The 24,486-nt window shown below is 64.5% G+C and carries 25 protein-coding genes; 15 read left to right on the top strand and 10 right to left on the bottom strand.

Features of this window, described 5'->3' with window-relative positions; genetic code table 11:
- Positions 1-132 precede the first annotated feature (132 nt).
- Positions 133-5,253 (bottom strand): S8 family serine peptidase, encoded by a 5,121-nt coding sequence (locus FOY53_RS23955; RefSeq protein WP_146586572.1) that lies wholly within the window; start codon positions 5,251-5,253, stop codon positions 133-135.
- 265 nt (positions 5,254-5,518) lie between these two features.
- The gene (locus tag FOY53_RS05600; RefSeq protein WP_146586570.1) at positions 5,519-6,256 is read right to left on the bottom strand and encodes a M48 family metallopeptidase; all 738 of its coding nucleotides are present in this window, start codon (positions 6,254-6,256) and stop codon (positions 5,519-5,521) included.
- A 223-nt stretch (positions 6,257-6,479) separates the two neighbouring features.
- Here FOY53_RS05600 and FOY53_RS05595 point away from each other — a divergent pair, with 223 nt between their 5' ends.
- The 3 genes from FOY53_RS05595 (at position 6,480) to FOY53_RS05585 (ending at position 8,210) form a co-directional block, all read left to right on the top strand.
- The gene (locus FOY53_RS05595) at positions 6,480-6,710 is read left to right on the top strand and encodes a DUF8831 family protein (protein ID WP_146586568.1); all 231 of its coding nucleotides are present in this window, start codon (positions 6,480-6,482) and stop codon (positions 6,708-6,710) included.
- 223 nt (positions 6,711-6,933) lie between these two features.
- A complete protein-coding gene (locus tag FOY53_RS05590; RefSeq protein WP_146586566.1) occupies positions 6,934-7,512 on the top strand; it encodes a nitroreductase family protein in 579 nt (192 codons plus the stop codon).
- Positions 7,509-8,210: an EI24 domain-containing protein gene (locus FOY53_RS05585; protein WP_146586564.1), complete on the top strand. Its 702-nt coding sequence runs from the start codon at positions 7,509-7,511 to the stop codon at positions 8,208-8,210. The genes FOY53_RS05590 and FOY53_RS05585 overlap by 4 nt, the downstream gene beginning before the upstream one ends.
- Here FOY53_RS05585 and FOY53_RS05580 read toward each other — a convergent pair.
- A complete protein-coding gene (locus FOY53_RS05580; protein ID WP_146586562.1) occupies positions 8,164-8,460 on the bottom strand; it encodes a DUF1467 family protein in 297 nt (98 codons plus the stop codon). The genes FOY53_RS05585 and FOY53_RS05580 overlap by 47 nt on opposite strands.
- 41 nt (positions 8,461-8,501) lie before the next feature.
- Complete coding sequence (gene mce / locus FOY53_RS05575; protein WP_146586560.1) at positions 8,502-8,906, bottom strand: methylmalonyl-CoA epimerase; 405 nt, start codon at positions 8,904-8,906, stop codon at positions 8,502-8,504.
- A 133-nt stretch (positions 8,907-9,039) separates the two neighbouring features.
- Here mce and FOY53_RS05570 point away from each other — a divergent pair, with 133 nt between their 5' ends.
- On the top strand, positions 9,040-9,756 hold the full coding sequence (locus FOY53_RS05570) for a response regulator (protein ID WP_146586558.1): 717 nt from the start codon (positions 9,040-9,042) through the stop codon (positions 9,754-9,756).
- 6 nt (positions 9,757-9,762) lie between these two features.
- Here the strand turns inward: FOY53_RS05570 and FOY53_RS05565 are convergent, their stop codons facing one another.
- The 3 genes from FOY53_RS05565 to FOY53_RS05555 form a co-directional block, all read right to left on the bottom strand.
- On the bottom strand, positions 9,763-10,989 hold the full coding sequence (locus FOY53_RS05565; RefSeq protein ID WP_146586556.1) for a DUF1501 domain-containing protein: 1,227 nt from the start codon (positions 10,987-10,989) through the stop codon (positions 9,763-9,765).
- Positions 10,990-10,993: 4 nt separating this feature from the next.
- A complete protein-coding gene (locus FOY53_RS05560; protein WP_146586553.1) occupies positions 10,994-12,382 on the bottom strand; it encodes a DUF1800 domain-containing protein in 1,389 nt (462 codons plus the stop codon).
- 100 nt (positions 12,383-12,482) lie between these two features.
- On the bottom strand, positions 12,483-13,286 hold the full coding sequence (locus tag FOY53_RS05555; protein ID WP_146586551.1) for a protein-disulfide reductase DsbD domain-containing protein: 804 nt from the start codon (positions 13,284-13,286) through the stop codon (positions 12,483-12,485).
- Positions 13,287-13,427: 141 nt separating this feature from the next.
- On the opposite strand from FOY53_RS05555, the gene FOY53_RS05550 reads away from it, so the two are divergent.
- From FOY53_RS05550 to FOY53_RS05540, 3 genes are all read left to right on the top strand, one after another.
- Positions 13,428-14,000 carry a YqgE/AlgH family protein gene (locus FOY53_RS05550; RefSeq protein WP_146586549.1) on the top strand — a complete coding sequence of 191 codons (573 nt, stop codon included), beginning with the start codon at positions 13,428-13,430 and terminating at the stop codon, positions 13,998-14,000.
- Positions 14,001-14,134: 134 nt separating this feature from the next.
- Positions 14,135-15,850 (top strand): acyl-CoA dehydrogenase, encoded by a 1,716-nt coding sequence (locus FOY53_RS05545; protein ID WP_146586547.1) that lies wholly within the window; start codon positions 14,135-14,137, stop codon positions 15,848-15,850.
- A complete protein-coding gene (locus tag FOY53_RS05540; RefSeq protein WP_146586546.1) occupies positions 15,847-16,887 on the top strand; it encodes an MBL fold metallo-hydrolase in 1,041 nt (346 codons plus the stop codon). Before FOY53_RS05545 ends, FOY53_RS05540 begins: the two co-directional genes overlap by 4 nt.
- 117 nt (positions 16,888-17,004) lie before the next feature.
- Here the strand turns inward: FOY53_RS05540 and FOY53_RS05535 are convergent, their stop codons facing one another.
- Positions 17,005-17,232: a DUF6356 family protein gene (locus FOY53_RS05535; protein ID WP_146586544.1), complete on the bottom strand. Its 228-nt coding sequence runs from the start codon at positions 17,230-17,232 to the stop codon at positions 17,005-17,007.
- Positions 17,233-17,334: 102 nt separating this feature from the next.
- Here FOY53_RS05535 and FOY53_RS05530 point away from each other — a divergent pair, with 102 nt between their 5' ends.
- From FOY53_RS05530 to FOY53_RS05515, 4 genes are all read left to right on the top strand, one after another.
- Positions 17,335-17,796 carry an Lrp/AsnC family transcriptional regulator gene (locus tag FOY53_RS05530; protein ID WP_146586541.1) on the top strand — a complete coding sequence of 154 codons (462 nt, stop codon included), beginning with the start codon at positions 17,335-17,337 and terminating at the stop codon, positions 17,794-17,796.
- 8 nt (positions 17,797-17,804) lie between these two features.
- Positions 17,805-18,254: a DUF6173 family protein gene (locus tag FOY53_RS05525; RefSeq protein ID WP_146586676.1), complete on the top strand. Its 450-nt coding sequence runs from the start codon at positions 17,805-17,807 to the stop codon at positions 18,252-18,254.
- Positions 18,255-18,356: 102 nt separating this feature from the next.
- Positions 18,357-18,491 (top strand): aa3-type cytochrome c oxidase subunit IV, encoded by a 135-nt coding sequence (locus tag FOY53_RS05520; RefSeq protein ID WP_146586539.1) that lies wholly within the window; start codon positions 18,357-18,359, stop codon positions 18,489-18,491.
- A 17-nt stretch (positions 18,492-18,508) separates the two neighbouring features.
- Positions 18,509-19,165 (top strand): hypothetical protein, encoded by a 657-nt coding sequence (locus tag FOY53_RS05515; protein WP_246107289.1) that lies wholly within the window; start codon positions 18,509-18,511, stop codon positions 19,163-19,165.
- Here the strand turns inward: FOY53_RS05515 and FOY53_RS05510 are convergent.
- Together FOY53_RS05510 and FOY53_RS05505 are read right to left on the bottom strand one after the other, a co-directional pair.
- Positions 19,158-19,484 (bottom strand): AzlD domain-containing protein, encoded by a 327-nt coding sequence (locus FOY53_RS05510; RefSeq protein WP_146586537.1) that lies wholly within the window; start codon positions 19,482-19,484, stop codon positions 19,158-19,160. The two genes, FOY53_RS05515 and FOY53_RS05510, sit on opposite strands and share 8 nt — an antisense overlap.
- On the bottom strand, positions 19,481-20,194 hold the full coding sequence (locus FOY53_RS05505) for an AzlC family ABC transporter permease (RefSeq protein ID WP_146586535.1): 714 nt from the start codon (positions 20,192-20,194) through the stop codon (positions 19,481-19,483). Before FOY53_RS05505 ends, FOY53_RS05510 begins: the two co-directional genes overlap by 4 nt.
- Before the next feature lie 52 nt (positions 20,195-20,246).
- Here FOY53_RS05505 and FOY53_RS05500 point away from each other — a divergent pair, with 52 nt between their 5' ends.
- The 4 genes from FOY53_RS05500 to FOY53_RS05485 all read left to right on the top strand — a co-directional run bounded on the left by FOY53_RS05500 (position 20,247) and on the right by FOY53_RS05485 (position 24,412).
- Positions 20,247-21,137, top strand: a complete 891-nt coding sequence (locus FOY53_RS05500) for a formate dehydrogenase accessory sulfurtransferase FdhD (protein ID WP_146586533.1) — start codon at positions 20,247-20,249, stop codon at positions 21,135-21,137.
- Positions 21,138-21,216: 79 nt separating this feature from the next.
- On the top strand, positions 21,217-21,828 hold the full coding sequence (mobA, locus tag FOY53_RS05495) for a molybdenum cofactor guanylyltransferase MobA (RefSeq protein WP_146586531.1): 612 nt from the start codon (positions 21,217-21,219) through the stop codon (positions 21,826-21,828).
- Positions 21,825-22,316: a molybdopterin-guanine dinucleotide biosynthesis protein B gene (gene mobB / locus FOY53_RS05490; protein WP_146586529.1), complete on the top strand. Its 492-nt coding sequence runs from the start codon at positions 21,825-21,827 to the stop codon at positions 22,314-22,316. Before mobA ends, mobB begins: the two co-directional genes overlap by 4 nt.
- Positions 22,313-24,412: a molybdopterin-binding protein gene (locus FOY53_RS05485; RefSeq protein WP_146586527.1), complete on the top strand. Its 2,100-nt coding sequence runs from the start codon at positions 22,313-22,315 to the stop codon at positions 24,410-24,412. The genes mobB and FOY53_RS05485 overlap by 4 nt, the downstream gene beginning before the upstream one ends.
- The last annotated feature ends 74 nt before the right edge of the window (positions 24,413-24,486 follow it).

The following is a 24,486-nucleotide window of genomic DNA, read 5'->3' as shown; positions in this document are numbered from 1 at the left end:
TGTGGAGGTTGCCGCGTCGGCCGCCGAAAGCTGCGCATCAAGTCGCGCAGTCCCGGCGGCGAAGGTCTCGGGCTGCTTGGGGCACTTGCTGGCCAGGGGCGCACCTGGCCAGTCCGGCTTGATCTTCGCAGATCAGATCGGCAAATCGTCGGCAGGCTGGGTCAGGACAAGATCATCCAGCAGCACCGGTGTGTTGTCCGGTGTGCTGAGGGTGAAGGCAAAGATATTGTCGAACACATCCACCGTGGCGAGGTCGCCGGGGGTGGTATCGAAGGCTGCGAACGTCGCCGGATCATTGAAATCAAGCAGCAGCGGCGCGGTGCCGGCAGTGCGCACAAATTCGAATGTGTCAACCAGGACAGCTTCGGCTGAGTAGTCGCTGGTACCGTTGCCCAGCGGAGTCTCGACAATTTCGGCTCTGTAGACCGCCAGGGTCACAGGCACATCCGTTCCGCTGGCGATGCCAAGCGAGGTGCTGTCGACATTGAACGGTGTCCCGAAACCATAATCTGCGGGGTCAAACGCCGACCCAACCCCGGGTACAGTGTTGAAGATGGAAACAACTGTGGACACTCCCACCGTCGAATCCGGTGCCAACAACGTGAAAGGATCACCGATCGTTGTGGTTGTCACCGGATCCGGGCGTACGCCCGGAGTCTCGCTGGGGGGCTGGGTTGTCGTGGTGATAACTTCGGACGACGTCAGCAGAACATTGTCGCCTGCCGGGGTGGTTTGCCCGGCGAGGACGCCGGCGGGATCGATGCGCCGATCGGGATCAGTCGCCAGTTCATCGGTTTCTATCACGGCGGCCACCCCGTCGATCCTGAATGGGATCAGTTCGGTAACCGGGATACTTGACGTCTCTGCATCGGAATAGCCTTCAAAGTCGAAGGTATGCACAGTGTCCTGCGGTGCCACGGGGGTATCCAGCGGATCTTCGAAGATGTACCCGACCGAGCCGTTGACCGATGTGGTGCCATCTCCGACCACATAATGCAGCGTTGCGGGCAGGCTCTGACCATCTGTCAGGCCCAGATCCGCAAAGGTTACCGTCACCACGGATGTCGGTGCATCATAGGTATAGGGGATCGTGATCGGAGTGCCGGTGGCCTCATCGTTTCCAATGACAAAATCGCCGGGAGTGAACATCAGCGGGTCCGATTCCGGGTCGGTTGCCAGCGTGTTCATGTCGATTTCGAAGGTCAGTGTGCCGACAAGGTCGGTGATCACCGTAAGGGGGATCTCGGTGCTCGTCGGGACCGGCGGCAGGTTTTGGGTATCGCCGGTCAGCGTCAGGGCAATGGTGCCTGTGTCGGTCAGGCCCAGGGCATCCTCGACCGTGTAGGTCAGGTTGACCAGCTGGACATCGCCGGTGTCCAGTCCGAAGCCGGCTGTGGCGAAGGTCAGCGCTGCGCCCGGTTCCGTGGTGCTGCCGGAACTGAAGGGCATGGCTAAGCTAGTCGGAACACCAGAGTAAAAATCCGTGGTCAGACCGGTGATTGTCAGCACGTCCCCGGTATTCGGGTCCGATACAAAGGTGTCGAGCAGGATCGAGACATCGCCATCCACTTCGTTGGCGGAAAGCGTGACAGGTGTGGCGACAGGGGCCACATTTGCTTCCGGCGGATCCGGCAGCGGGTCATCCGCGCCGATGATGTGCAGGTCAAAGCTGCCCATCGCGGAGTTGTTCGCCAGGCTGCCGCTGTCGTCGGTGACCTGGTACTGGAAATTGACTGTCAGGTCATCGCCCAGGTTCAGCCCCAGCGTGGCAGGGTCGATGCTGATCACGCCGTCCGCAGGTGTGCCAAAGGGGATCAGCGCGGAATCGCGCCCCAGCGTGATGCCGCTGAACGACAGGGCATCGCCATCCAGATCGCGCACCTGCGTGCGCAGGTCTATGGTCATCAGACCATCCGCTTCGTTGCGCGTTGTCGTTTGGTTCAGGACCAGAGGCGCGTTGTTGGTGAGGACAGTGACATCCAGATCGTCAAAGCGCAGCAGTTCGACATTGTCGACCTGATCCGTCCCCTGATCGCCATCGGCGGGGTTGGTGTCGGTCACCGTCATCAGGGTGCCCAGAACGAACGAGAAATCCAGGACCGAACCGGCAATGACCGCGACATCCGTACCACCCATGCCGTCAAGCGTGTCATTGCCCAGACCGCCGGTCATCGTGTCGTTGCCGGTATGGCCGCGCAGCAAGTCACTGCTGTTCCCGCCAATCAGCACATCCGAACCGCCAAAGCCAAGCAGCGTCGTGCCGCCGTCGATGCCTGTCAGTGTGTCGCCGAAGGCCGATCCGAACACGGCCTCAAAGTTCGAGATGGTGTCGCCTGCGGCATCGCTGCCGGCACCGCTGGCCGTGTTCAGCGCCAGGTTCACGGTGACGGCGGCCGCCGAAGCGCGGTAATCCAGAACGTCACCGGCCCCGTCGCCGCCATCCAGCAGATCGCCACCGCGGCCGCCATCCAGCGTATCGTTGTCGCCGCCGCCAAACAGATTGTCGATTCCGCGGCCGCCGCGCAGAAGATCGTTGCCCAGACCGCCGTTCATCGTGTCGTCGCCGGTAACGCCCTTGAGGATATTGTCGCCGTCGTTCCCGGTCAGGCTGTCATTGTGGCGGGAACCATAGATCCGCTCGAAGCCGAAGATCGTATCGCCGTCGGCCGTGCTGCCCGCGCCGCTTGCGGTGTTCAGCCCGAGATCGACAGAAACGCCGGCGTTGGAATCAGAGTAGTCGACCACATCCGCAGTGCCGTCGCCGCCATCCAGATCGTCGGCGCCGACACCGCCGCGCAGCAGGTCGTCGCCCGGACCGCCGTTCATGGTGTCGTCACCGCCCAGGCCGACCAGACGGTTGATGCCCGAGTCGCCGTTCAGGATGTCGCCAAAGGCGGATCCGAGAATGTACTCGAAACCCGAAATGGTGTCGTTCTGGGCAAAGCCGCCGGACGCCGCGCCCAGGCCGAGGTCGATCTGTACGGGATCGGGCGAACCACGATAATCCAGCTCGTCCATTCCCGGGCCGCCGTCCAGATCGTCACCGTCGGCGCCGCCGTCCAGGGTGTCGTTGCCGATGCCGCCGCGGATCGTGTCGCTGCCGGGGCCGCCGCGCAGCAGATCCGTGCCGGCATTGCCGTCGATGATGTCGTCGCCGCCGCCGCCACTCAGAAGATTTGCGTTGCTGTCGCCTGTCAACACATCGTCATGGATCGAGCCTATGGCGCGTTCTATGCCGATCAGGGTGTCCCCCTCTGCATCGCCGCCCAGCCCGGTGCCGCCGTCCAGCAGGACCGTGACGCCGCCCGGCGAGGCGCTGTAATCTGCGGTGTCCACATCATCGCCGCCGTTCAGGTCATCCGCGCCGCCCAGTCCGATCAGGATGTCATTGCCACCAAGACCGTTGAGAGTGTCGTTCAGGTTGGTGCCGATCAACCGGTTCGGTCCTGGGGTGCCATCGAGTGCAATGCCCGGGTTCAGCGCAGAAAAGGCGGCAAGGGCATCGACCAGACCCGCGCCGGACAGGGAATCCAGACCCGCCGGGCCCATGTCGATCGCCGTCTCGCGCATGGCGGTAAAGATATCGCCCGGGGTGGCGGACGGCGAGCCTTGCATCAGCAGCGCCGCCATGGCCGCAGCGTTCGGCGCGGCGGCCGAGGTGCCGAAGAAGTTGGGAAAGCCGGTGCCGTCGCTGTCACTGCCAAAGAAGGTGTTGTCGACCCCGTCCGGGGCGACCAGATCGACGCCCTGGCGCATCTCGGGCGAAGCCAGACGGTTGCCGAGATCGTCAAAATAGATCGGTGTGTTCCCGACAGAGGAAAAGCTTTCGAGCAAAGGTGGCGTGACGCCGAAGTTTGGCGTCTGCGCATAATAGGCGGCGCCGGTGCTGATCGCCGAGTTCGCATTCGAATGACCGACGACAGTGCTCGAATCCGTCCTGAACTCGTCAATCGTGGTGCCGCCCGTGCGGAACATCACATATTTCAGCTGGTTCGTCGCCGGACCACTGACATGTGTGATGACAAGGTTGGCGACGGCTGCGCTCGCGCCGTTGTTCGTAATGGATGTTACCTCGACCGGATCACCGCCGATGACCGAGCTGGAGACGTTGACGAATATTGTACTCGGCAAAGTACTCGTCAACAGAATGTCATAGTCGCTGACCGCACCGCCACTGGCGGCGTTGACCGACGAAAACGGATCATCCCATTGCAGGCCCAAAGAGAACGTCGAGAATCCAGGAATGGTTATCTGCTGGGTGACATCGACACCGGCACCGGGGTCGAAGTCATGCACCTTGCCAACCACCGGCACAGCCAGATTGTTGGCATAGCTCACGGTGAGGCCGGAATCGTTGAACGCTGACTCATAGGAATTGTTGGCGGAATTGCCGGCCGCAGTGAAATACATGGCGCCATTCTGCACCGCCAGGTCCGCGGACTGGGCAATGACCCCATCCATGAAAAAAGGTTCGGCGAAATAAAATATATCGTCGACGATGATGTCGGACCCGGCGGTGAACAGTTCCTGGATGCCGTTGGCGAAATCCGCCTGTCCCAGAAACGCGGTGCGAAACAGCAGATCGGATCCCGGTGCCACATCGTGGATCAGTTGCAGCATCGCCCGGCCTTCGTCGGAGCCGCCGAGCAAATCGGTCAGAACCGTCACGCCGCCCGACGGCAGGTCGCCAGAGGCTATGTCCACGGCCTGCTGCGTGCCATTGGTGTCAAAGCTGTCTGACAGCACCCCGATTGAGACCCCGGTTCCGTCCAGGCCTTCGAGACCGCGCAGAACATCTGTGCCCATCGAGGCGTCGGCCTGGCTGTCCACGAGGCCGACATTTGTCTGCGCCATCACGCCGCGCGCCTGGTTGAGGTTCGCAACTCCCGCAGCTTTGTAGAGCAGATCAACCGGCATCAGGCCAGAAAGCGTATTGCCCCAGGTCGATCCGTTCTCGAGCCCGAGGGCCTCGAGTTCGCCCAGCAGGCCGGTGATGTCACCGTCCACAGAAGACGCGTCGATTGCGACCATCCCGTCGACCACCCTCGGGGCGGCAAGAGCAGAGCTGAACGGGTTCGAGGCGCTTGGGACCTGGGTTGCGACAAAATCAGCTTCGGGTCCGTTGGTCGAGGCCCCTGTCGATGGCCTGCTGGGAGCTTCACTCAGTCCCAGCGCCAGAAGAGCCAGGTCATTTCCAAGCTTTTGCGCAATCTGAGCATAGGCAGAATAGGCATTCGTTTGAGGATCAGCCATAAAATTTCTCCGCTGTAATGATGCCGTCGAAGGGCGGGCCAAAGCAGTATGTCGTAAACTATGTGTTAATATTTGTACGGAACGCCCGTCATTCCCGCAAATGTTTTGTCAGGATAACGGCTTCAAGCGCCTTTGGCTTGAGAAATAATTATATCTTTGCGTGAAATGGAAGTGGACTGATGTCGCCATGGTTGCTGGGCGTCGCCCTGATTTCAGGGGCGACGCAGCAGAAAACCCCGGTCATTCGCGCGCCATTCTGGCGGCTTTACATCCCGGACGACAGGTCTTGGGCAGTGCGGCGGACCACGTCAATGCGTTGCGCATTGGGGGGGTGGGTTCCCAGAAACCGGTTGCCGGGATCCGGAATGCGGGTAAAGAACGCCGCCCCGCGCACGGCATTGAAGCCCGCCCGCATGGTGACAATGGTGCCAAGACGGTCGGCCTCAAGCTCGAAATCCTTGGAATAGGAGCGTGCCCCCACTGCGGCGCCGAATTCCTCGGCCGAACGGACACTGTCGGCATTGGCGCCACTCATCGCCGCGAGGCCGGAAAAGATCACGGCGCCGACGGCCGCATTCTGCTGCGTCCGCGCAAGATGGCCCATGATGTGATGCGCAGACTCATGACCCATTACAAAGGCCAGCTCATCGGCGTTTTCGACCGACGCGATCAGCGCAAGGTTGAAGGCGATGATCGGCCGGCCGTCCGGTCCAATGGTCTGAAAGGCATTGGGCGCCTGGCCCGGGCGGTCGTCCACCAGGATCTGGAAATCGCAGTTCATTCGGGGCGCAACCCGACGGCATTCGCTTTCAGCGACGGGTTCGACCGTCTGCACCACCTGTACAAAGGTGCGTGCCGCCTGTTCCGCCCGTCCGCGCAATACGCCGGACGACTGGCTTTCGCTGCGTTGGGGAGATGGCGCCGGTCCGGGCGCGGGTTGCACGGTGGGCACGACCTCGCAGGCCGACAGGGCGAAAAGAAGAACGGGGATCAACCAGCGCATTATGGCTCCGAATTTTACACTCGCAGCGTATCGGGGCGCCGCGCCGGGGACCAGTCACTTTTTGCTCATTGTCTGGCGGACAGCCCGGACCCGTGCCGGAAAACCGCCGACGTAGCGAGGACACGGGCGCGCGCGGCCCGCCGTGCTGCCGGGCGGCAAAAATCCTCGCGTCCCGGCACGCGAGGCTCTGGGCAAGGCGCCTGGACGGCGCTAACCTGTCGATATGTTTAGTATCGAACACGAATTTGATGCCACGGTCGTGACACTGGTGGACGAGGGCGAAACGCCCTTGCAGGAAGATGTCGTGGTGAATTCTTTCGAGGAATGCATCACCATCGAACAATATGATCCGCGCACGGACACAGTTCAGAAGATCACCATGTCGATCGCGCAGATGCATGATCTGGCGGCGGCGATTTCACTGCCCGAGGGCGTCTACTCCCGCAAGGATTAGGCCGCTGCCCGTGTCTGCCCGGCGTCCCTCATCTTTTCGAATTCCGGATAGGACTGTGTGCGCGCCGCCGCCGCCGGACAGAGCGTGGTGCACGAGGTATCAATTGGGCACTCCTGTCTGCCAGCGCCGGTCCGAAGGGCGATTTGCAGCCGCGGCGATGCGATTGGCAGTTGAATGTGGGCGGCATCGCAATGAGATAGGCAGAAACACCTAGGAGACAGCCATGCCAACCCCAAATCCTGCCGCCCTGGAGTTCCTGCTGACCCGCCGGTCCCGCCCGTCCAAGACGCTGCGCCAGCCGGCGCCCGACCGTGCGGCGCTGATGCCGATCCTTACGGCGGCCACCCGCACCCCGGATCACGGCAAACTCGAACCCTGGCGGTTGATTGTTCTGGAACGCGCCGCGCTGGACAGGTTGGCCGGTCTTGCCACACGTCAGGGCGAGAAGCTGGGGTTTGATCACGATCAGACCGAAAAGGGCCGCAGGCAGTTCGCCGACTCGCCGCTGTGCGTTGCGGTGATCGAAGTTCAGCGTGCATCAGACAAGGTTCCGGTGATCGAGCAGTCCTATTCTGCCGGGGCTGTCTGTCTGGCGCTGCTGAACGCGGCGCTGGCAGCAGGCTGGGGCGCGAACTGGCTTTCGGGCTGGGTCGGGCACGACCGCGGGTTTGTCACGGCGGCCTTTGATCTTGCCGAAAACGAACGGGTGGCGGGCTTCATCCATCTGGGCACGGAAACCTCCGAACCGCCAGAGCGCCCGCGACCGGATCTGGATGCCATCGTCACCTGGGTTTCGACATGATCCTGGGCGCGTTCTTCAAGGCGGTCGGCCAGATCGACGATCCGCGTTTCCGCCGGGTGCTGATGCTGGGGATCGCGCTGACGCTGGCGCTGCTCGTCGGCGCCTATGCCGGCTTTATCGGGCTGATCCATTGGCTGGTGGGCGAGGATGCGACCCTGCCGATCCTGGGGCCGGTGACCTGGCTGAATGATCTGCTCAGCTGGGGGTCGCTGTTCTTCATGCTGTTCCTGTCGGTTTTCCTGATGGTGCCGGTGGCCTCGGCCATAACCTCGATGTTTCTGGAAGACGTCGCCGACGCGGTCGAGGATCGCCATTATCCGAACCTGCCACCGGTCACGCGGGTGCCGTTCCGGGAAGCGCTGCGCGACACGGTGAGCTTTCTCGGCGTGTTGATCGGGGCCAACGTGCTGGCGCTGATCCTCTACGTGTTCTTTGCACCGGCAGCGCTGTTCATCTTCTGGGGTTTGAACGGGTTCCTGCTGGGCCGCGAATATTTTACCCTGGCTGCGATGCGCAGGGTCGGTCGCGAGGGCGCAAAGCAGCTGCGCCGCAAACATATGCTGACGATCTGGATCGCAGGCGTGCTGATGGCGATGCCGCTATCGGTGCCGCTGATGAATCTGGTGATCCCCATTCTGGGCGCGGCGACCTTTACCCATCTGTTCCATCAGTTGTGGCAGCGGGCCCCATCCGGTTGAACAGGTCGATATCGCGGATCGTCACCATTCCCGACAGAATGATCCCGGCGATGATGGCCCAGAGGACCGCCGTGATCCCGGTGGTGATCCAGGCTTTTTTCTTCAGGTTGTGCACTTCGGGCGATCCGGCATGGGTGCCCGGCACCACTGTGCCGACGTCACCCTGGGTCTGCAACCGGATCGGAATCACCACGAGGAAGGTCAGGAACCACAGCACGGCGAACAGGACGATGGCAGAGGTGATGGCCATTTCCGGACCCTTTCATGTTTTGCGTTAACCTAGCCCGGATTTCAGACCTGTTCCAGTTCGACCAGGCAGCCGTTGAAATCCTTGGGGTGCAGGAACAGAACCGGCTTGCCGTGGGCTCCGATCTTCGGCTCGCCGCTGCCAAGCACCCGCGCACCAGTAGATTTCAGATGGTCGCGCGCAGCAAGGATATCGTCGACTTCATAGCAGATATGGTGGATGCCGCCTGCCGGATTCTTTTCGAGAAAGCCATTGATCGGGCTGTCGTCGCCCAGCGGATACAGCAGTTCGATCTTTGTGTTGGGCAGTTCGATGAAGATCACGGTGACCCCGTGTTCGGGTTCGTCCTGTGGTGCACCGACCTTTGCTCCCAGGGCGTCGCGGTACTGATTCGCGGCGGCAGTCAGATCCGGCACGGCGATGGCAACGTGGTTCAGGCGACCGATCATCTCAAGTTCCTTCCAAACAGCTGTTTACGGCTTATGGCCCGCGAGGCGGCGTGGCTGCAAGATCTCCGGCGTCATTAACGCGCTGTTAGGTATGCTGCGCGATGCTCGTCCGTGACACTGCCAGGAGGCCGACATGGGTGATATCGAACACTTTGATCGGCTCTGTACGCCAACCGCATCGCGCCCCTTGCTGGGACTGACCGTTCTTGTCGTCGAAGACAGCCGCTATGCCTGTGAGGCGATCCGGCTGATGTGTCTGCGCAGCGGGGCGCGGATCCGGCGGGCGGATTGCCTGCGGTCGGCGCGCCGCCATCTTCAGGTGTACCGCCCCACGGTGATCATCATCGATTTGGGGCTGCCGGACGGCTCCGGCGCGGATCTGATCGCCGAACTTGCGGTTTGCGCACCGCGTGTGTCGGTGATCCTCGGCACCAGTGGCGATGACTGTTCCGAACCCGAGGCCATGGCGGCGGGGGCTGACGATTTTCTGGCCAAGCCGGTGGCCAACCTGAGCCAGTTCCAGAACGTGATCCTCGCCCGCCTTCCGCCCGAGCGTCGTCCGCAGGGGCTGCGCGCGGTACAGACCGAACCGATCAGCCCCGATCCCATCGCCTACCGCGACGACATGGCGCATGCCGCTGACATCCTTGGCGGCGATGCTGACGACAAGGCGCTGGATTACGTGGCCGCCTTCCTGACAGGCGTGGCGCAGATCGCCGGGGACGGGCCGCTCTGTTCGGCGGCACAGGAACTGGTGCGCTCGCGCACCCAGGGCCTGCCCGTCGGGGCAACTCTTGCCCGGGTGGCCGGACTGGTGCAGGAACGGCTGAGCGCCCGCATCGCGATCTGAGCCGCGCTACAGCAGCAGCCCCGGATCGGCGCCAAGGTCCACGCCGGGGAAAACCACCCGTTCGACCAGCGACCGCTCCAGCCCGAACAGGCCGTGCAGCAACCAGCCGGCATGGGCGCGTACATCCCGGGTCGGCATCAGATCGCGGCCCTGATACAGCGCCGCTTCGGTCAGGCCCGGCCAGTCGCCAAAGACACGCCCGCCGCGCACCGCGCCGCCAGCAAGGATCATCAGTCCGCCGGTGCCATGGTCGGTCCCGCGTGTGCCGTTCAACCGCACGGTGCGCCCGAATTCCGTCATGGCTACCACGGTGGTCTTGCCCCAGACAGGTGCGCCCAGTGCGTCGCGCAGGGCCAGAATGGTGTCGGACAACCGCGCCAGGGCACGACCCAGCGGTCTCGCCTGTGCCTCGTGTGTGTCCCAGCCATTGATCGAAAACGACGCGATGCGGGTATCGGCCCGCAAACGCTCGGCAGCGAATCTCGCGATCCGGCTTTCGGCACCCGCCCCGCGTGACGCCTTGCGGTCGGATTCGATCATCGACATCATTTCGTCGGTGCCGCCGTCGATGGCCACCGGATCCCCGTCGCTGTCGGCCAGGGCGAAGGCCCGCGCCATCGCGGTTTCGAACAGCGGGTCATCCTTCATCACCAGAGCCGCCAGCCGCATGGCCTGTGGGCTCAGCGCGAGGTCGGCATCCGGAGACCAGCCCGACACCGGCGCCGGACCGTTGAGAATGGCCATGGAGTCCCGCCCGATGGCATAGGCGGTTTCGGCCCCGGCCCCCGGAACATGCTGAAGCAACCGGTTCAGCCAGCCATCCCGGCTCAATCCGCGGGACAGGTCGGTGATCCCCGCCTCAAGCAGATCCTGCCCGTCGAAATGGCTGCGCTTGTCACGATAGGGCGTCGACACCGCCTGAACGAATCCCAGCTGGCCCTGCTGCCACAGTGGCAGCAGCGGGCGCAGGGCCGGGTGCAGCGCATAAAATCCGTCAAGATCCACCGGGCCATCCGGGTCTGCCACGCCGGGCGCGCCGCGCAGCCGGGCAAAGTCGGGATCGCCATAGGGCTGCACCACGTCCAGTCCGTCCATCCCGCCGCGCAGGATGATCACCACCAGCCGGTTTTCACCCGGAGTGGCGGCAAAACTGATCGGGGTCACCAGCGGGCTGGCTGCGAGCGAACAGCCAATCAGGGCGGAGCGGGACAGAAAGGCACGGCGGCTGAACATCGGATCACATCCTCTGAAAGGCGGGTGACGCAAGGACAAGGCCGACGCCGTCCCAGCGGCTCTCGGCGGCTTCGGCAACAAAACGCACTGCGGGGGTGGCGCGGTCGCCAAGCGCGGTGCGCACGAACTCCCGCGGATCCGGCAGGTCGGGACGCAGCAGCTGCGGCACCGTCACGGCCCATTGCAGACGCGCCGCCAGCGACTGTGGCGTGATCCAGTTGCCATCCTCTTCGGGCAGACCGTCCGGGCCGTCGGGCTGTTCCCAGATCTGTCCCATCTGCCCCAGCGGTTGCAACAGATGTCTGCTCACTCCCGCCAGCTTGAGCTTGAGCAACCGTTCCGGCGGCACCGCCAGCGCCCGCAGGGCCGACCCGATGAAATCCATCGGCCGTTTGACGTTTGCGCCGTCGTCCGACCAGCTTGCCGGATGGTCGAGCAGAGCCGCGTAGACCGCGCGCAGGTTTCCTGCGGTCTCGAGATAGCGCGCCTCGAGCGCGGCAATCAGTCCGGGGTCAGGAGCGTCGGAGACAAAATGCACCGCAAGTTTGCGTGCGATGTTGCGCGCTGTGGCGGGATGCCGGGCCAGATCTCGCAACACATCCTGCACGTCACGCAAGGTGGCGCGCGTCCCACCATAACTGCGATTCAGAACGGTCTCGGCGCCCGGCTGGGCGAAATCCTTGCGGAACACAAAGCCTTTGCGGGTGTTGACGGTCATGCCGGTGAAAAGTTCGGCCAGTTCGCGCACATCATCCTGCGTATAGGGGCCGCCAGCCCCCAGCGTGTGCAGTTCCAGAACTTCGCGCGCGAGGTTCTCGTTCAGGCCAAACCCCTTCTGGACCTTCTTTCTGGCAAAACTGCTGTCGGGGCCGACAGAATTGGCCTGATCCAGATAATGCAGCATCAGCGGGTGCTGGACTGCCGCAATCAGCAAGTCCTCGAACAGACCCGAGATATGGGGGCGCAGCGCGCTTTCCACGTAGGGAGATCCGCCGCGCTTGATCACGCCGGCCTTTCCTGCGGCCGTGAAGTGGTCGGCCCAGAAGGAGGCCAGCCGTTCGCGCAGCGGCTGGCGAGTCCAGGTCCGCCGCATCAGGTGATGGCCGAACCATGTGAGCTGATCTGCGCGTCCCTGCTTGTCGAGTTGCCGGATGTCTTTGGCCAGGGCGTCGCCTTCCGGGGTGCCGCGCACATCGCGGCGCGCCTTGCGCAGGGCCTGCCGGGCTTCCATCCGGGTCAGGATGTCGCTGAACTGCGGGATCGGAAACTGCTGCGCGGCCATGTCGGGGCCATCCAGTGTCGCCAGCATCACCTTGGCATGGGTCGCAGGCGGAATGCCGGGCGACAGGCCGCAGCCGAAACGGATATCTGCAAGGACCGGGTCAAATCGCATTCTACGGCACCTTCTGCCACGCGAAGCATGTACACTACCGGACAACGACCCGCATTGCACGGCCCCATGCGTTCACGTTTTCGCTGGAATCAGGGGCGGTTCAGTTGTCGCAGCCAAGTATATCGACCGAATGGCCCTTGCGCAGCACTGTGATCCGCACGCCGGAGCGGTCCAGCGCAAAGGCGCTGCCTTCGACATGGCTCAGCCTGGTTTCGCTGATGAGGTGGCCGTTTTCGGCCCGGTGCGTCTTCGGTTCCGCCACCCAGACCAGCGGATTCGCGGTCTCGATCACCGTGGTCTCCGTGCTCTTGCCGGTCGGCAGGTCGATGTCGGTGCGCAGCGTCATGCCACGGGAATCCACGCCGACCGTGCAGCGCACCGATTTCACACCGGCTTCGCTCCGCGAAAACGGCACGTCGGCCAATGCACCGGCGATCAGCGGGTCGCGGGTCGTGGCCTCTGAGGGCAGCACGACACCGACGTCAACAGACTGCGGCACGCAGATGTCGCTGCACACACCCAGATCAATGGTGCCCTGCAACCGCATGCTCTGACCGGCGGTCCGGCCGGTCACGCGCAACGGCAACACCATTTCACCAACGTAACCGATCGAGCGCATGCCGCTTTGATAAAACACCTTGGGCGTCGGCCAGATCACCCCGACGGCGGCGACGTTTTCCGATCCCTGCCAGTGGAATTCGGGGGGAATCCCGGCGTCGCCCGGGCTTCGCCAGTAGGTCTTCCAGCCCGGGGCGAGCGTCAGGTGCAGTGCCGCCATATGGCTGCCGTCCGCCTGCCGCCAACCGGGGCGAAGCTCGGCCCTGACGATGGGGCCGGTGTCCTGCGCCCGCGCGGCCGAGGACAGGGAAAGGACGCAAAGCAGCGCTGCAAGGACATATTTCATGGGTTGGGAATGGCAAGTTTGTACTGAAATGAAAAGTCACGTTCCGGCGATACTCGCGTGTGTGACCGGATGCGCGCACCCTTGCACCCCCCGGGGTGCGGGTACATGTTGGGTCTGAGGAACTGGCAGCAAGGCAACACAATGGCACAGCTTGATGCGACCGGACTGACTGGCAAGATGTTGATTGCCATGCCCGGCATGGGGGATCCGCGCTTTGATCAGGCGGTGATCTTCATGTGCGCGCATTCCGACGACGGCGCGATGGGCCTGATCGTCAACAAGCCGACAGCCGATGTCAGTCTGCGGATGCTGTTGGAACAGCTGTCCATAGAGGTTGTGGCGGATGTCGAGGGGCAGCAGGTGCATTACGGCGGACCGGTGGAAATGTCGCGCGGGTTTGTCCTGCATTCACCGGACTACGAATCGGTGGTGGCCACGCTCGAGGTCGATGACTGGTTTCACATGACCGCCACGCTCGACATTCTGGAAAGCATCGGTCAGGGCACCGGGCCCGACACCCGGCTGATGCTGCTGGGGTACGCCGGTTGGGGGCCGGGGCAGCTCGAGGGCGAACTGGCGGCGAATGGCTGGCTGATCTGCGACGCCACTCCGGACCTGGTGTTCGGGGTCGACGATGGCGACAAGTGGGAGGCGGCGCTGAAATCCATCGGGGTTTCGCCTCTGGCGCTGTCTTCCGAGGGGGGGCGCGCCTGATGTGGCGAGTGCGCAGGCCGTGACGCCGCGTTCCGGTTGATGCCAGAGCACAGCGGGATAATCCTGCCCACAAGTCGGGGTTCCGAATGCACGGTGCCCGCGCTATTGCCAAGCCAGACGGATTGGAGACATTCATGCCATATCGCGCCCCCATTTCTGACTACCGGTTTCTGTTCGATCACGTAGTCGACCTGCAGCAGGTCACGGATACACCAAGATTCTCTGAAGCGACCCCCGACGTGGTCGAAGCCATCCTGACCGAGGCCGGCAAGATGAGCGAAGAGGTGCTCGCGCCGTTGCAGCGCAGCGGCGATCTGCACCCCGCCAGGCTGGAAAACGGCGTTGTGCGCACTTCGCCCGGGTTTGCCGAGGGGTATCGTGCCATTGCCGATGGCGGCTGGGTGGCGATTGCGGCCGATCCCGATCATGGCGGCATGGGCTTGCCGATGGCGGTGACCACCGCGGTGAACGAGATGATGTCCGCCGCCTGCCTGTCACTGCAGCTCAACCCGCTGATGACGCAGGGCCAGATCGAGGCGCTGGAACATCACGCCAGCGATGCGCTCAAGGCGCTCTATCTGCCAAAGCTGATCACCGGCGAATGGTCCGGCACGATGAACCTGACCGAACCGCAGGCCGGGTCGGACGTGGGCGCCCTGCGCACAAAGGCCGAGCCCAATGGCGACGGCTCCTACAGCATCACCGGGCAGAAGATCTATATCTCCTGGGGCGACAACGATTTTACCGGCAACATCTGCCATCTGGTGCTGGCGCGTCTGCCGGGGGCGGCGGAAGGGACCAAGGGGATCTCGCTGTTTCTGGTGCCCAAGTACCTGCCGGACGACAGCGGTGCGCCCGGTCAGGCCAATGACCTGCGGGTGGTGAGTCTGGAACACAAGATGGGCCTGCACGGCTCGCCCACCGCGGTGATGGAATACAGCGGCGCGACCGGCTGGCTGATCGGTCCCGAACATGGCGGCATGAAGTGCATGTTCACCATGATGAACAACGCGCGTCTGGGTGTGGGCGGGCAGGGCATCGGCGTCGCCGAAGGCGCCTACCAGCACGCGCTGGCCTATGCCACCGAACGCAGGCAGGGCAAGACCCTGGTCGAGGGGGCAGGCGGCGCGATTGTCGATCATGCCGACGTGCGCCGGATGCTGGCCACCATGAAGGCCGAGATCTTTGCCGCCCGGGCCATCGCCCTGTCCTGCGGCGTGGCCATCGACATGGCGCGTGCCACCGGGGCGGCCGACTGGGCCGCACGGGCGGCGCTGCTGACACCGATCACCAAGGCGTTTGGCACCGACACCGGCATTGCTGTTTCCGACATGGGGGTGCAGGTGCATGGCGGCATGGGCTTCATCGAGGAAACCGGCGCGGCGCAGTTTTCCCGCGATGTCCGCGTCACGGCGATCTACGAGGGCACCAACGGCATTCAGTCGATGGACCTTGTGGCGCGCAAGATGATGGACGGCGGCGAGGCGGCCTTTGGCCTGCTGGACGAGATCGAGGAAGCCGCCGAAGCGGCGAAGGCGCGGCTGCCGGATCTGGCGATGCCGGTCTGGAATGCCGCCGAGACGCTGCGCGAAAGTGTCGAGTGGCTGGTGACGCAGGGCGACATGAATGCCCGCTTTGCCGGCGCAGTGCCTTTTCTGCGGGCCTTTGCCCGCGTGCTGGGGGGCTATTACCACCTGCGCGCGGCAGTGGCGGATCCCGAAAGCGCGCGCGCCCGGCTGGCGCGGTTCTACATCCTGCGCCTGCTGCCCGAACATCAGAGCCTGCTGGTCCACGCCCGCGCGGGCGCCGAGGATCTCTATGCGCTCACCCCCGGCGATCTGGCGGCATGATGGACGGCGCGGCAGCCCACATCCACTACCCCTGGGCGGATGCCCCGGGTACGGGCGAAGCCATCGAGGTGGCGCCCGGAGTGCTTTGGATGCGCCTGCCGCTGCCGATGAAGCTGGACCACGTCAATGTCTATGCGCTGGATGATGGCGACGGCTGGACACTGGTCGACACCGGCTTCCACTCGCGGCGGATGGAGGCCCTTTGGACCTCGCTGCTGGCGGGACCGTTGCAGGGGCGGCCCGTCAACCGGGTGCTGGTCACCCATCACCACCCCGATCACATCGGCATGGCCGGCTGGTTCCAGCAGCGCGGCGCCGAGCTGGTGACCACCCGCACCGCCTGGTTGTTCGCCCGGATGCTGACACTGGATGTGCAGGACCTTCCTGCCGCAGAGACGCTGGCCTACTGGCGCGGCTGCGGCATGGCCCCCGAAATCCTGGCAAAACGCGCGGCTGAACGGCCGTTCAATTTTGCCGACGTGGTGTTTCCGATGCCGTTGGGGTATTCGCGGATCGGGCAGGGGGACTGCATCCGCATCGGCGGGCGCGACTGGGACGTGCATATCGGCAACGGCCATGCGCCCGAACATGCGACGCTGTGGTCGCGCGACGACAATCTTGTGCTTGGCGGCGATCAGATCCTGCCGTCGATCAGCCCGAATATCGGTGTCTATGCGACCGAGCCCGGGGCAGATCCGGTGGCGGACTGGCTGGAAGCGTGCGAGCGACTGGCAACTCTGTCACGGCCGGAGCTGCTGGTGCTCGGGGGGCACAAGCTGCCCTTCACCGGGCTGCCGCTGCGCATGCGGCAGCTGATCGACAACCACCATGGCGCGCTGGCGCGGCTCGAGACCCATCTCGCGACACCGATGGCGGCGGGGGACTGCTTTGCGCCGCTATTCAAGCGCCGGATCGGCGAAGCCGAATATGGGCTGGCACTGGTCGAGGCGATGGCCCATTGCCTGCACCTGTGGCACGCGGGCCGCGCAAGCCGCGCGTTGCGCGACGATGGCGCCTGGGTGTTCCAGGCACTCTGAGGGGAAATTCGCGGGCACTGCCCCCGTCCGCCGCCTGGCGGTCTCCCCCGGGATATTTCCGCTGCGGAGAAACCGAGAAGCCGGATCTGGCGGCGGCGGTGCGGCTCGGGGCACCGGTCAGCCGGTATGGCGGTTGCTGATACGGTCGTGCAGGCGGCGCAGGATCCGGCTGGCCGTAGTTTCGCACAGGGCCGGAACCAGCGCGTGCACCAAAGCGGCGCCGGCTGCCAGTGCAAGCCAGAAGGAAAACCCCAGCGCAAAGCGCATATGTGTGGCGTAGGTTTCGTTCACCCGCGCCGGGTGGTCGCGGAACAGCCGGTCGAGCGGGGCAGTGAGGCTTGGCATATCAGAACTCCTTTTTCTTCGGGGGGAGATTGCCACAGTCGGCGCAAGAGAAGATCCCAAAGTGTCGCTTGTCTGGCTGCATGGTTGGGATACTATCCCAACATGAGCGCCAGACTTGATGATATGGATCGACGCATTCTGGGCCTGCTGCAGCAGGATGCCAGTCTGAGTGCGGATGAGATTTCCGAGCGGGTGAACCTGTCGCGCAATGCCTGCTGGCGGCGCATCCGCCAGATGGAAAACTCTGGCGTGATCCGGGGGCGCGTGGTTCTGGCCGATGCCGCAGCGGTGGGCTGTCCGCTGGAAGTCATGGTGCTTGTGCGCACCTCGGCGCATGACACCGGCTGGATGGAGGCGTTTCAAAAGGTGATCCGCGGCATGCCGGAGGTGATGGGCGCGTATCGCATGACCGGCGATCTCGACTATCTGCTGCGCGTTCGGGTCGCCGATGTGCCTGCCTACGACCGGTTTTACAAACGGGTGATCGCGCAGGTCGCCCTGTCGGACATATCCGCAAGCTTTGTTATGGAAGAAATCAAGGAGACAACGGCATTGCCGTTGTGAGCGACGCCATGGACAACGACATCAGCACCACCGCCGAAGTGTACGAAGCCGATGCCATGCCGCGCCGGTTCGAGGTACATGCCGAGGAGCAGGCGTCGGACGCGCCGTTGCCGGACGCCGTGACGCGCAAGCCGGTGCAGTCCAAGAGTCCGGCGGAATGGGCCTATGAGCGGCTGATTCTCTATATTCAGGCGTTCGAGGAAAAGCTGGACAATGAGCATCAAGTCGCGATGGGGTTCGCAGGCAGCGACGCCGGCGTGTTGCGGATCGAGGGGATGGGGTACTTTGACCCGGACATCGTGACGTTTTATGGCGCCGATGAAACCGGTGCCAAGATGCAGCTGATTCAGCATGTGACGCAGTTGAGCGTCGTGCTGCGCGCACTGCCCAAACGCCCGGCGGACGCAGAGCCGCGGCGCATCGGCTTTCGGTTGGCCCGGGCGCTGGATGCCGCCTGAACCGGGCGCCCCGCGTCAGAATGCGCAGGACAAGCGTCGTGACAGGGCAGATCAAATACGCTAACCAACGGCAAACGCACACATCACTCAGGGTACAGAGACATGGCAGAGCACAAACACGGCAGCATGGACATCACGACGCAGGAACAGACCTTTGACGGGTTCATGAGCTTTGTGGCCAAGTCGGTCATTGTCATCCTGTTCCTGGTGGTCCTGCTGGCGATCTTCAACGCCTGAGCCCCCTGGGGCCGATCATGTCCGGGAGTTCCGCGATGCGGCAGCGCACCTGTGCTCTGGCCTTGATGGCCGGGCTTGTTCTTGCCGGATGTGCGGCGGATACCACCACGACGGATGCCGCTCCGGATGTGGTGGCACGCGCGGCTTACCGTCATGACGGTCCGCCGAAACTCACGCTGTTCACCATGGTGTCCAACAGTTCCGGCGCCGGGGCGCATTCCAGCATCATGATCAACGCCTCGCAGCGGGTGATCTTTGATCCCGCCGGATCGGTGCGCCATTCCGCCGTGCCCGAGGTGCGGGATGTGCTCTATGGTATCACGCCGCGGATCGAGAAGTTCTACGAGAGCGCGCACGCCCGCACCACCTATCATGTGGTGATCCAGGAAATCGAAGTGTCGGCGGCGGTGGCGGAGCAGGCGCTGCAACTGGCACAGCGGCGCGGCCCGGTGGGGCAGATGTATTGCACGCAGAGCACCTCGACGCTGCTGCGGGAATTGCCCGGGTTCGAGAGCCTGCGCCCGACGTTCTTTCCCAAGGCGCTGAGCAAACAGTTCGGCGAACTGCCCGGGGTGCGCACACGCGAACTCTACGAAGATGACGAAGACGACAAGCGTGTCGCGATCGAGCAGTTCTCGCTGGCGCAGGACGAGGCGCGCGAAGCTCTCAGATGAGCAGGTAGCCGCCGGCGATCATGACAAGCGCACCGGAAATCATCGCGGCAATGACATTCTTGCTGGCATAGCCGACACCGAAGGTGACGGCCGCGGCCAGCAGACGGGTGAGGTCTGGTTGCCCGTCGGTGGCGGTCGGCCACAGGACCAGGGGCGCGATCAGGGCAGGCAGGACGGCCACCGCCGTATAGCGCAGGTGGCGCAGCAACCAGTCCGGCAGCGGCCGGTTGCCGATGAATCCCAGGAACACAAAGCGCAGTGCGAAGCTGCCGAAGCCGAGGCCGAGGATCACGATCCAGAGGGTGGTCCTGTCGATCATCTCGCCCGCTTTGCTTCAAAGTAGAGCTCTGCGCGTGCCCCGGCCATCATGCCGCCAACGCCGCCGAAAATCAGTCCGAAATTATAGGGAAGCCAGGCAAATCCCAGTGCCAGCACGGTTGCGGTCACCGCGGCGACCTTGTGGGCCGGGGTGCGCAGCATCGGTGCGATCATCGCCAGAAAGGCGATCGGCACCGCAAAGTCCAGCCCCAGTTCCGTCGGGATGGCCGCCCCCAGCCAGGCGCCCAGCAATGTGGTGAGATACCATGGCGGGCAGACCGGTGTGGCCAGGCCAAAGAAGTAGGCGGTCTTTTCCGCAAGGGTCAGGTGCGGGCGTTTTTCGAATTCCAGGATCGTGCCGGCGTAGGTCTGGTCGACCAGAAAATACGAGATCAGCATCCGCTGCCACAGCCGCGCGGGCCCAAGGTGCGGAGTGAGCGAGGCGGAGTACATCGCCATGCGCAGGTTGACCGCAAGCGCCGAGGCCAGCACGACCGCGGTCGGGGCGTTTTCGCTCATCAACTGCAGGGCGGTGAACTGCGCTGCCCCGGCGATCACCACCACGCTGAATGACACTGTTTCGGTCAGGGTCAGACCGGCCTCGGTCGCGACAACGCCCCACAGCATGCCGAACGGGAATACCATCAGCAGGAAGGGCAGGCCGTCACGCAGACCCCGCCGGTAGCTTGACATTGCTGATGCACCCGCCATGACTGTCCCTGATCCGCCTGATGAACCCTGCCCTAACCAACCGCCGGGAAAGATGCAATTGCCGCTGCCGACAGAACCCTCCGATTATCTGATCGCCCCCGATCCGGCGGCGCCGCGCCTCACCCGCACGGTGCTGGGCACGGACCAGACCGGGGCCGCCGTCAGTCTGTCCGTGGTTGAAGAGCGGCCGCTGACGATCTTCCTGAATGCCCAGGAAATCGTGACAGCGATGACGATTGGCGACTACCCGGAATACCTTGCTGTGGGATTTTTGCGCAACCAGGGCATGCTGCACGACGGCGACAGGGTGACAGGAATTGATTATGACGCGGATCTCGAGGTGGTGGTGGTGCGCACGGCGTCCCGGACCACCTATGAGGAAAAGGTCAAGAAGAAGACCCGCACCAGCGGCTGTGCCGTCGGCACGGTGTTCGGCGATATGATGGAAGGACTGGACAAGGTGCGACTGCCGCAGACCGAGTTGCGCACCTCGTGGCTATATGCGCTGGCGGCCCGCATCAATACCACGCCGTCGCTGTACCTCGAGGCCGGGGCCATCCACGGCACGGTTCTGTGCCAGCAGAACCGTCCGCTGGTTTATATGGAGGATGTCGGGCGCCATAATGCCGTCGACAAGATTGCAGGCTGGATGTTCCAGAACCAGGTCGGCGCAGACGACAAGATCCTTTACACCACCGGACGGCTGACTTCGGAAATGGTGATCAAGACGGCCCTGATGGGCATCCCTGTGCTGGCATCACGGTCGGGCTTTACCGCCTGGGGCGTGGAAATCGCGCGGCAGGTGGGGCTGACCTGCATCGGCCGGATGCGCGGCAAAAGGTTCGTGTGTCTCAGCGGCGAGGATCGCCTCGTGCGCGACATCGACCCGGACCAGGTGCCCGACGAGGCACGCAAGTCCGGCCGCAAGGGAGCGACATCATGAGCCGGACCCAAATTTCTTGCGAAGAAATTTGCCAAGAAAATTCGCAATTTTCTTTGGCGCCGGCCGCCACGGTCCGGCAATGAAGCAGCCGCTGGGTGTCATTCTGGCCGGGGGGCAGGCCCGTCGGATGGGCGGTGGCGACAAGGGCCTGCTGGATCTTGCCGGGCAACCGCTGCTGGCACATGTGATCGCGCGCGCTGCGCCGCAGGTGGCGGCGCTGGCGTTGAATGCCAATGGCGACCCCAGTCGGTTTCGCGCCTTTGATCTGCCGGTGCTGCCGGATTCGGTGACCGGCTTTCCCGGCCCGCTGGCGGGTGTTCTGGCCGGCATGGACTGGGCGGCCGAACGGGGGGCGGACAGCATCGTCACCATGGCGGCCGACACGCCGTTCTTTCCCTGTGATCTGGTTCCCCGGCTCTTGCTGGCGTCGGAAGGCATGGCAGTGCCGTTGGTTCTGGCCGCCACGCCGGATCCGCAGCGTGGACGGCTGCGGCATCCGACCTTTGGCCTGTGGTCCGTGTCGCTGCGCGACGATCTGCGCCATGCCCTGGCGGACGGGATTCGCAAGGTCGTGATGTGGACAGACCGGCACGGGGCCCGCGAGGCGCTGTTCCCCGCCGAGGGTTTCGATCCTTTCTTCAACGTCAATACCCCGCAGGATCTCGCCCGGGCCGAGGCCCTGATCACATGAGGGTCTATGGCGTCACCGGGTGGAAAAATGCCGGCAAGACCGGCCTGATGGAGCGACTGGTCGCGGACATCACGTCCCGTGGCTTTTCCGTATCGACGGTGAAACACGCGCATCACAGCTTTGACGTCGACCATGCGGGCAAGGACAGCCATCGCCACCGTGTGGCGGGGGCCAGCGAAGTGCTGCTGGCCTCGCGCAACCGGGTGGCGCTGATGACCGAACTGCGCGGCCTGCAGGAGCCGGTGCTCGGCGATCTGCTGCGACGGCTGGCGCCGGTCGATCTGGTGCTGATCGAGGGCTACAAGCGCGACCGCCATCCCAAGATCGAGGCACACCGCGCGGTGACCGGCCAGCCGCTGATCGCGCCCGGAGACCCGACCATCCGCGCCATCGCCAGCGACACGCCGCTGGACAGCGACCGGCGGGTGTTCGACCTGGACGACACCGCTGCGATTGCGGATTTCATTCTGGCGGAAGTCGGGCTGTGAGCGGTTTCGACCGGTTTCTGGTCGTGGACTGGTCGGGTGGAAACGACACCGGTCCGCGGGCGCGAAAAGACGCGATCTGGATCGGCGAAGCGGGGAAGGCCCCGCAATACCTGCGCAACCGGATGGCCGCGGAAGACGCGCTTTCGGCCCGGATCATGGCCGCAGAAGCGGCGGGGGAGCGGCTGTTCATCGGGTTCGATTTTCCGTTCGCATATCCGGAAGGTTTTGCGGAGCGTCTGACCGGCGGCCGCGACCCGTTCGCGGTCTGGGCATGGATCGCCGAGCGCCTGAAGGATTCGCCGCAGAGCAACAACCGCTTTGAACTGGCGGCAGAGATCAACGACCGCTTTCCCGGGACCGGACCGTTCTGGTTCAACGGCACCCGGAAGGACCTGCCCGGGCTGCCGCGCCGCGACACCCGCACCGGACATGGCCTGCCCGAGACGAGGCGCGCGGAACAGCGGGCCGCGGGGGCGTTTTCCTGCTGGCAGCTGGGCGGGCGCGGCGCGGTGGGCGGGCAGGTTCTGACCGGGGTGCCGGTGCTGCACCGGTTGCGCAGTCGGTTTGGCAGCAGAATTTCGGTGTGGCCGTTTGAGGCGCCCGAGGCTGCGGTTGTCCTCGCCGAAATCTGGCCCGGTCTGATCAACGACGTGGTCCGGCGGGCCGAGGGCAGAGGCGGCATTCGCGACGCGCACCAGGTCCGGTTGCTGTCACAGGCACTTGCGCAACTGGCACCGGAGGTTCTGGCCAGGATGCTGGCGGAGGTCGGCCCCGAGGCCGCGACCGAGGGCTGGATTCTGGGGCTTGGTCACGAGCAGACCCTGCAGCGCGCCGCCGAGTCGCTGCAGCCGCCACCGTTGCGCAACGACTGTTTTGCACTGCCTGCCGGTGTCGACTGGACTCCGGTGGACACGGCGCTTGGCCTGTTGCAGGCGCGGCTGAGACCGGTGACGGCGCGGACCGAGGTGCCGGTACTTCAGGCAGGCGGCCTGGTGCTGGCGACAGACGTCCTGGCGCGTCGCTCGAACCCGCCGCAACCCAATACGGCGGTGGACGGCTGGGGGTTCGACGCTGCGGCCTGCGGTGCCGGGCCGCAGCGGTTGCCGGTGCTGGAAGGGCGGTCCGCAGCGGGCCGTCCCTTTGCCGGGACGGTGCCCAGGGGCAGCGCGATCCGGGTGCTGACCGGCGCGGAGCTGCCCACCGGTGTGAATACCGTCGTGCTGGATGAGGATGTCACGGTCGGCGCGGGGATGATTGCCTTTCACGGGCCGCTGAAGCCCGGCGCGAACACCCGGCGCGCCGGCGAGGATGTCGGTATCGGCGCCGTGGCGCTGGCGGCGGGCCGGGTCCTGACCGCGGCTGATCTGGCGCTGGCGGCAGCGGTCGGACACGGCATGCTGCCGGTGTTCGAACCGCTGAGGGTGGCGGTTGTGTCCACCGGGGACGAGTTGGTCGAGGCGGGTGCGGCTGCCGGCCCGGGACAGATTTTCGACGCCAACCGGCCGATGCTTTTGCGGATGGCAGAGCGGTGGGGCTATGTCCCGGTCGACATGGGCAGGGTGGCGGACGACCGTGCGGCGTTGCGGCGGACGCTGGACCGGGCAGCGCGCAAGGCAGATGTGATCCTGACGTCGGGGGGCGCGTCTGCCGGTGACGAGGATCACGTCTCGGCCCTGCTGCGCGAATCCGGAGCGCTGCAGGCCTGGCGAATCGCGCTCAAGCCGGGTCGGCCTCTGGCCTTGGGGATGTGGAACGGCGTGCCGGTGTTCGGACTGCCGGGGAACCCGGTCGCGGCCCTGGTCTGCGCACTGGTGTTCGCACGCCCGGCGATGGGGCTGCTGTCCGGGGCCGGCTGGTCGGAGCCGCAGGGGTTCGACCTGCCGGCGGCGTTTGAAAAGCGGAAAAAACCCGGCCGGCGCGAGTATCTTCGCGCCCGCGTGCGGCATGGCGCCGTCGAGATTTTTGCCTCGGAAGGCTCGGGGCGGATCTCGGGGTTGTCCTGGGCCGAAGGTCTGGTCGAGATCGCCGACGGCGCACAGGACATCCGGCCCGGCGACAGGGTGCGCTATATTCCGTACGGATCCTTCGGGATCTGAGCGCCGGTGATCCCGCGGAGCGCGCGGGCCGCGCGCACAGATTTCTGGCGCCTGTCGTGACGCGAGCCCGGTGC

The sequence above is a fragment of the Puniceibacterium confluentis genome, from assembly GCF_007923445.1.
Taxonomy (GTDB): Bacteria; Pseudomonadota; Alphaproteobacteria; order Rhodobacterales; family Rhodobacteraceae; genus Puniceibacterium; species Puniceibacterium confluentis.
Note: the sequence above shows the minus strand (reverse complement) of the source record. Positions and strands in the feature narration are given on the sequence as shown.